Source organism: Synechococcus sp. R6-10 (assembly GCF_047461815.1).
GTDB lineage: Bacteria > Cyanobacteriota > Cyanobacteriia > Thermostichales > Thermostichaceae > Thermostichus.
This window is the reverse complement of record NZ_JANSHW010000319.1, coordinates 1-6,776: the sequence shown is the minus strand read 5'-3', so window position 1 is coordinate 6,776 and position 6,776 is coordinate 1. Positions and strand designations below refer to the sequence as shown.

Sequence of the window (6,776 nt, the reverse complement as noted above, 5' to 3'; positions counted from 1 at the left end):
ACTCCATTCCCCCGACCAATGGGATCCCTGAATCGAGAAGTGCTCTAGGCGGTCGCGGAACTGTTCGACGGCGCCACCGTGCCCCTGTACCCGATAGCTTTTGCTCTCTCCCAGCAAGTCATCCAAAGTTCCCTGATGCACCAATTTGCCGCCGATGATCAGGCCGACTCGGTTGCAGATAACTTCCACATCCGCCAGGATATGGCTGTTGAAAAACACCGTTTTGCCCTGCTGCTTGAGGGACAGAATGATCTCGCGCATTTGATAGCGGCCCATGGGATCCAGTCCCGACATCGGCTCATCCAGAAACACCAGCTCTGGGTCGTTGATCAGCGCTTGGGCCATGCCAGTGCGCTGCAGCATGCCCTTGGAGTAGGTGCGCAGTTGTTTTTTGCGGGCCGTATCTATAGAAAGCCCCACCAGCTCCAGCAGTTGCGGGATCCGCTCCTTCAACAGGCTATTGGGCAGACCAAACACCTTGCCGGCAAACTGGAGAAACTCCCATGCCGTCAAGTAATCGTAAAAATAGGGGTTCTCCGGCAAATATCCCACCTGTTGCTTGATGGAGCGATCCCCCAGGGGTTTGCCCAGCAAAGTGCCGCTGCCGCGGGTGGGCTCCACAATGCCCAGTAGGCATTTGATGGTGGTGGTTTTCCCGGCCCCGTTGGGCCCCAGCAGCCCAAAGGTTTCTCCGCGGGCCACAGTCAGAGAAAAATCTTTGAGAGGGCTGACCACCTTGTTCAGCCAAAATCCTGTGCGATAGGTTTTGGTCAGGCCGGTGATGGCAATGACCGGCTCTGGTGCCGCGAACGCTTCTGCTGGGGAAGTGGGGGTCTCGCTCATGGACTCGCTCGTAGGTATGTTGGAGTTGAGGGAGAAAAAGGTGCCGCGAACACCGAGTTAAGGAGCACACAGTCCGCCAGGCGATAGGCTACCCAGCCTAACCTTTAGTTTACCCACAGGCTTTGTCCCAGCCTAGGCTTGCCGCAGCACTTCCGGTAGAGGAAAGGGGCCAGAGCAAACATACTCCGCGTAGGTATCCGCTTCATTCGCAACAGCGGTGCGGTTCCTTTGCCGTAGGCACAGCACTTTGCTCTGACCTCCCTTCAGTAGCATTCTCATCATCTGGGATGATTCTGGGATGATGATTTCCATCGCGTTGGCGGTGCGGAGCAAGAAAATTGAATCCAGAGGTTTTGTGCCTCTGGCCTCTGGGATCCCAGCCGGTGGTGATCATCGGCAACAGCGTTGCAGAGCAATAAGAAAGGAGTGTTTCTTGCTGGATAAGGTGCTTAGGCAGTGGAAGGAGCGGCTGTTGGCTCCAGTGCTGCAAACCCCTCTCCAACAGGTGCATCCCCTAGCCATTACCCTGTCGGGGTTTGCCATGGGCCTGGCCTCTGGCGTGGCGGCAGCTTATGGGGCCTACGGGTGGGGGCTGGGCCTGTGGTTGCTGAACCGGTTTATGGATGGGCTGGACGGCACGTTGGCTCGTCTGCAGGGACGGCAAAGCGATCTGGGGGGCTACCTGGATATGCTGCTGGACGTGGTGGTCTACGCAGTCGTTCCCCTGGGGCTGGCCTTTCACCAGGGATCCCTGCTGGGCTATGCTTCTCTGGCTCTGATGCTGGCCAGCTTTTACATCAACCTTTGCTCCTGGATGTATTTGGCAGGGCTGTTGGAAAAACGGCGTTCGCGACAGCGTTGCGGAGCAACAAGGACGGATGGCACTGTCGGGGCGGGATCCCTGGATGAACTGACCAGCTTAAGTATGCCGTCGGGGCTTATCGAGGGCAGCGAAACCATCTTTTTCTACGGCTTGTTTTTCCTTTTCCCGGAGTACATGGTGGGCTTGTTTGGGCTGATGGCGATTCTGGTGCTCTTGAGTGCTGTGCAGCGGTTGGTTTGGGCGCTGGGATCGCTTTCTGCTCCAAGGTGAGCCCGGAAAGGGTCTGTTACTATGGCTCCGTCCGGCTGGCGCGAATCGGGTTTCAAGACCTCCCCATCAAGCCCCACCGGGCAAGAGGATCCAAAATGAGAAAGCCATAGACCGAGATCTGCCGCCATGACCTCCACCCTCAACCAACGCATTCGCCACTTCTACGATGCCTCCTCCGGCCTCTGGGAGCGGGTGTGGGGGGAGCACATGCACCATGGCTATTACGAGCCGGGCCAAACCGGTAAGGATCGCCGCCAAGCTCAGATTGACTTGATTGATAGGGTTATCCAGTGGGGCCAGATCGGGGATCCCTGCCCTCCCCAGCACATTCTCGATCTTGGCTGTGGCATTGGGGGAAGCAGCTTGGAGTTAGCCCGGCGCTTCGGGGCACAGGTTACGGGCATTACCCTCAGCCCCGTCCAAGCCCAGCGGGCCGGGGAGCGCGCCCAAGAGGCCGGCCTGAGCAGCATGGTGCGATTTCAGGTGGCCGATGCCCTGGAGATGCCCTTTGCAGACAACACCTTCGATTTGGTGTGGTCTCTGGAAAGCGGCGAGCACATGCCGGATAAGCGGCAGTTTCTGGCCGAATGCTGGCGGGTATTGCAACCGGGCGGGCAGGTGATGGTGGTAACCTGGTGCCACCGCGAGGGATCCCTGAGCCAGCAGGATCAACAGCTTTTGCAGAAAATCTACGAGGTGTACTGCCTGCCCTATGTGATCAGCCTCTCCAGCTACGAGGCTCTGGCCCAACAGGTGGGCTTTGAGCAGGTGCGCAGCGCCGACTGGTCGGAGCGAGTGGCCCCTTTCTGGGATGAGGTGATCGCTTCTGCCCGCGACTGGCGCTGGATCTGGGCTTTGCTGCGCAGCGGCTGGGTTACCGTTCGCGGGGCGCTGGGGCTGGGCCTGATGCGTCGGGCTTATGCCACCGGCTTGCTCCGCTTTGGCCTGCTGACTGGGTTCAAACCTGGGGATCAGCCAAGGTAGGGATCCCTTGCTCTCCTTTGGGAGGAGGGGCGCTTGGGGAAATGGGCTCAAAAGTTGGGCTGGGGCGGTGCTGTGCCGGTGAGTTCCAGATACTTTTGCTTCACCGCCTGAATATCCTGCCACATCAACCACTTGGGGCTGCCAGGGGTGCGGTCTGGGTTGCGCAGCAGATAGGCCGGGTGAAAAATGGGCATACACCAGCGTCCCTGCCACTGGATCCATTCCCCGCGGATCTTGGTGATCCCTCGCTTCTCGCCCAAAAGGGAGCGCACCGAGGTGGCCCCCGTGAGCAGAATAATCCAGGGATCCACCAGGCGAATCTGCTCCAACAGATAGGGACGGCAGGCGTCCATCTCCTCCTGGGTGGGCACGCGGTTGTTAGGGGGGCGGCACTTGACCACATTACAGATGTAGGTGTCCTGCTCGGGATCCAGCCCCACCGAAGCCAGGATTTTATCCAGCAATTGTCCCGACTTGCCCACAAAAGGCAGCCCCTGCAGGTCTTCGCTTTCCCCTGGCCCCTCTCCGATGATTAAAATCCTTGCCTTGGGGTTGCCCCGATGCACCACCACATGGGTACGGCTGGCTGCCAAGTCGCAGCGCTGGCATACCAAACAATGCTGCTTCAGTTGCTCCAAATCCCTGTAAGTGCCGGGGGGGATGGACACCTGGGCCGACAGGGGGATCTGATCCCACTGGGGGAGTGTCTCCTCCGCCGGGGCTGGCGGCTCGATGGGATCGTCAAACAGGCTGGGCTGAAGCTCCGGCGGTTTTTTCTTGGCAGCCATTGCAAGTCGAGGTTTCCTTGTGCAGCGATCTTCGATTGCTCCCCCGCCCTTGTCAAGCTCAAGGCCAACCTGCCGGCAGGGGAGAACCTTTACTCCTTGTTAAACTGAGAAAACGAAAACTTGCGCCGGCCTTAGCTCGTCTCTACTCCCTGAGCCTGCCATGCTGCTTTTGTCCAAAGAACTGCCCAACCTGAACTACCGTCATACTCTACAGCGCTTCGACGAGGATTGGCGGGATCCCCTCTCTGCCTTGTTGGGTTGGGGTCGGGCTGCTGGTGCGGAATTGGTGGAGATTTTCCTAGAACGGGGCAATTCCATCAGTTGCCTGGCCGAAGATGACGCCATCACCAGCATCACCCCACGGCTCTCCACCGGGGCCGGCGTGCGGGTGTTTCGCGGCTTGGCCGACTGCTACGTCAGCACCAACGATCTGTCCTTTGCCGGTCTCAAGGCTGCTCTGGAGAAGGGCCTTTCGCTGATGGGCCTCACCCCTCCCGGCCCCACAGCGCTGGTTTCTGCCATCAACCTGGAGATGCTGCAGGACTACGGCGAGCGTCGCCGCAAAGATGGCTGGTTGAAGGAATGTAGCCCCATTGCGGAGATGGGGGAGATCCTGCTCAAAGCCAACGAGCAACTGGGTCGCCAAGCCCGCCATGTGCAGTCCCGCCGCACCACCTATTTCCGCGATTGGCAAGAGATTCTGGTGGCCTGCAGCGATGGCACCTTTGTGCGGGATGTGCGCCTCACCCAATCCGTGAGCTCTACGCTGCTCTGTGCCGATGGATCCCATCGCGCCTCTGTCAGTCAACGCTCCGGCGGTACGGGGGATCCCGACTTTCTGCGCCGCTGGGATCTGGAGGCCCACAGCCGGGAGCTGGCAGAAGCTGCCGGCCAGATGCTCTATGCCGACTACGTGGAATCCGGCACCTACCCGATTGTGATGTCCAACGCTTTTGGCGGCGTTATCTTCCACGAAGCCTGCGGCCACTTGTTGGAAACCACCCAGATTGAGCGCAAAACCACTCCCTTTGCCGACAAAAAAGGCCAGAAAATTGCCCACAAAAACCTCACCGCCTGGGACGAAGGTCTCTCTGAAGGGGCCTTTGGCAGCCTGGATGTGGACGACGAGGGCATGCCGGTCCAGCGCACTTTGCTAATTGAAAAGGGCATTTTGAAGAACTTCCTGGCCGACCGGGCCGGCTCAATGCGCACCGGCCACCCCCGCACCGGCAGCGGTCGCCGCCAAAACTACACCTTTGCCCCCGCCAGCCGTATGCGCAATACCTACATTGCCCCCGGAGATGCAGAGTTGGACGATCTTTTTGCTTCTATCGACAAAGGCATCTATTGCAAGCGCATGGGGGGAGGGAGCGTCGGCCCAACCGGGCAATTTAACTTTGCCGTCGAAGAAGCTTATCTTATCCAAAACGGCAAAATTACCAAGCCCCTCAAGGGAGCCACCCTGATCGGAGAAGCCAAAGACATCTTGACCAAAATCTCCATGTGTTCCAAAGACCTCAGCTTGGCAGCTGGGTTCTGTGGCTCTGTAAGTGGCAGCATTTACGTCACCGTCGGGCAGCCTCACATCAAGGTAGATTCCATTACCGTGGGCGGTCGCTAATTCCAGGGATCCACCTCGACATGGCCTATGACAACGTCTGCAAATATCTGGCCGAGCGTTTCCCAGAGCAGTTTGCCCGCTGGCTCATGGGAGAAGTGGCTCGGCTCCGACTCTATCGGAGGTATCCTCACCTATCGGTGCAGCAGGTGGTCAAGGTGCTCCGCACCGCTAACGCGATTGACTTGCGCAAAACGGGGTCGGAGCGAGTTTTCCAGACCTCTTTTCGTCTAGAGAGGCTGAGCCATGAGTTTGATGTTGTCCGCCTGTGGGAATGCGATTTGAGGGCCGGAGCGGATCGGCAAGCCCTGCTACCGTTTCGGGTTCTAAGCCAGGTGGAAGATCCAGCAGAAACCTTGCGAGAGGTGGTCAGTGAGCTAGAGAGCTTGGCAGACCCCAGTGAGAGAAGGGAATTGGCAGCCGCAACAGCCGTCTTGGCGGGACTAGCATTGGATCGGGGTTTGATTGGCAGATCATGAGGTCTTTGGATATGAGGGAATCGGTGATCTACCAAGAGTGGCGGGCAGAAGCTCTGCGAGAGGGACTGGAAGAAGGACGCAAAGAAGGACGCAGAGAAGGACTACAACTGGGCCTTCAACAAGGGCTACAACAAGGATTGCAACAAGGATTACAACAGGGATTGCAACACGGGGAAGCAACGCTGGTTTTGCGGCTGCTCAGGCGGAAGTTGGGATCCCTTGACCCGGCCCTTGAGAATAAGATTTGGGCTTTGTCAACGTCACAACTGGAGGCGCTGGGGGAAGCTCTGTTGGACTTCAGCAGCTCGGAAGAGTTGACCGCCTGGCTGGCCCGTCAGCTAGAAACCGCAGGAGCCCCGCTCTCTGCCCACAGGGCAAGGGTCGGGAGGAATGTGAGTAAAATGCAATAAGGCTATGACCCAAGTCCTGACCGTTTCTTGCAAGCTCAAGGTGTCCCAGTCGCAAGCCGCCAAATTGGACGAGACAAAGGACTCCGTCCCGCTGACGCGATTGGATGCTTTGTCGCTACGCGACGCTAACGCGAACGGCCAAGCCTTGAACTGGGTCAACCAAAACACACCCGAGAAAGTCGTCAACCCACTGAAACTCCAATCCCTGTGCTACTACGAAATCCGTGCCCGTTTCGGCTTGTCCAGTAATTTGGCAAGGACTACGTCCCGCTTACGCGACCAACAGATATGCAGACGGGTAGCGTCTGCTCGCAAGGTGGCACAACAGAAAAACCGCCCGGTCAAAGCGTTGTCGCTACGCGACGCTAACGCGAACAAGGGTGGCTTCGCTACCTACGACGCTCGTATCTTTTCGTTTCGCGAGAAAGACTGGACGGTGTCGCTCACCACGGTGGAGGGTCGAGAACGCTTTGAGCTGGCGATTGGTCATTACCAGAGAGAACAGTTGGCAGGCTCCAATCCCAAAAAGACCTCCGGTCCGCTGACGCGAACGGCCACTCT

At 58.4% G+C, this 6,776-nt stretch carries 7 protein-coding genes and 1 pseudogene; 6 read left to right on the top strand and 2 right to left on the bottom strand.

What is annotated here, in order from left to right:
* On the bottom strand, positions 1–843 hold an 843-nt coding region (locus NW837_RS09530; protein ID WP_414331021.1), incomplete at its 3' end, for an ABC transporter ATP-binding protein.
* 298 nt (positions 844–1,141) lie between these two features.
* Between NW837_RS09530 and NW837_RS09525 the strand changes: the two genes are divergently transcribed.
* Together NW837_RS09525 and NW837_RS09520 are read left to right on the top strand one after the other, a co-directional pair.
* On the top strand, positions 1,142–1,936 hold the full coding sequence (locus NW837_RS09525; RefSeq protein ID WP_414331020.1) for a CDP-alcohol phosphatidyltransferase family protein: 795 nt from the start codon (positions 1,142–1,144) through the stop codon (positions 1,934–1,936).
* A 126-nt stretch (positions 1,937–2,062) separates the two neighbouring features.
* A complete protein-coding gene (locus NW837_RS09520; protein ID WP_414331017.1) occupies positions 2,063–2,920 on the top strand; it encodes a methyltransferase domain-containing protein in 858 nt (285 codons plus the stop codon).
* 47 nt (positions 2,921–2,967) lie between these two features.
* Here NW837_RS09520 and NW837_RS09515 read toward each other — a convergent pair whose 3' ends face one another.
* Positions 2,968–3,588: a uracil-DNA glycosylase gene (locus NW837_RS09515; protein WP_414331024.1), complete on the bottom strand. Its 621-nt coding sequence runs from the start codon at positions 3,586–3,588 to the stop codon at positions 2,968–2,970.
* Between the two features lie 280 nt (positions 3,589–3,868).
* Here NW837_RS09515 and NW837_RS09510 point away from each other — a divergent pair, with 280 nt between their 5' ends.
* The 4 genes and pseudogenes from NW837_RS09510 to NW837_RS09495 all read left to right on the top strand — a co-directional run.
* Entirely contained in the window at positions 3,869–5,329 is a 1,461-nt protein-coding gene (locus tag NW837_RS09510; RefSeq protein WP_414331014.1) for a TldD/PmbA family protein, read from the top strand.
* A 20-nt stretch (positions 5,330–5,349) separates the two neighbouring features.
* Complete coding sequence (locus tag NW837_RS09505) at positions 5,350–5,805, top strand: hypothetical protein (protein ID WP_414331012.1); 456 nt, start codon at positions 5,350–5,352, stop codon at positions 5,803–5,805.
* Positions 5,802–6,215, top strand: a complete 414-nt coding sequence (locus NW837_RS09500; protein ID WP_414331009.1) for a DUF4351 domain-containing protein — start codon at positions 5,802–5,804, stop codon at positions 6,213–6,215. Before NW837_RS09505 ends, NW837_RS09500 begins: the two co-directional genes overlap by 4 nt.
* A 4-nt stretch (positions 6,216–6,219) precedes the next feature.
* Positions 6,220–6,776 (top strand): annotated as a pseudogene (locus NW837_RS09495) (RNA-guided endonuclease TnpB family protein); the annotation flags it as partial.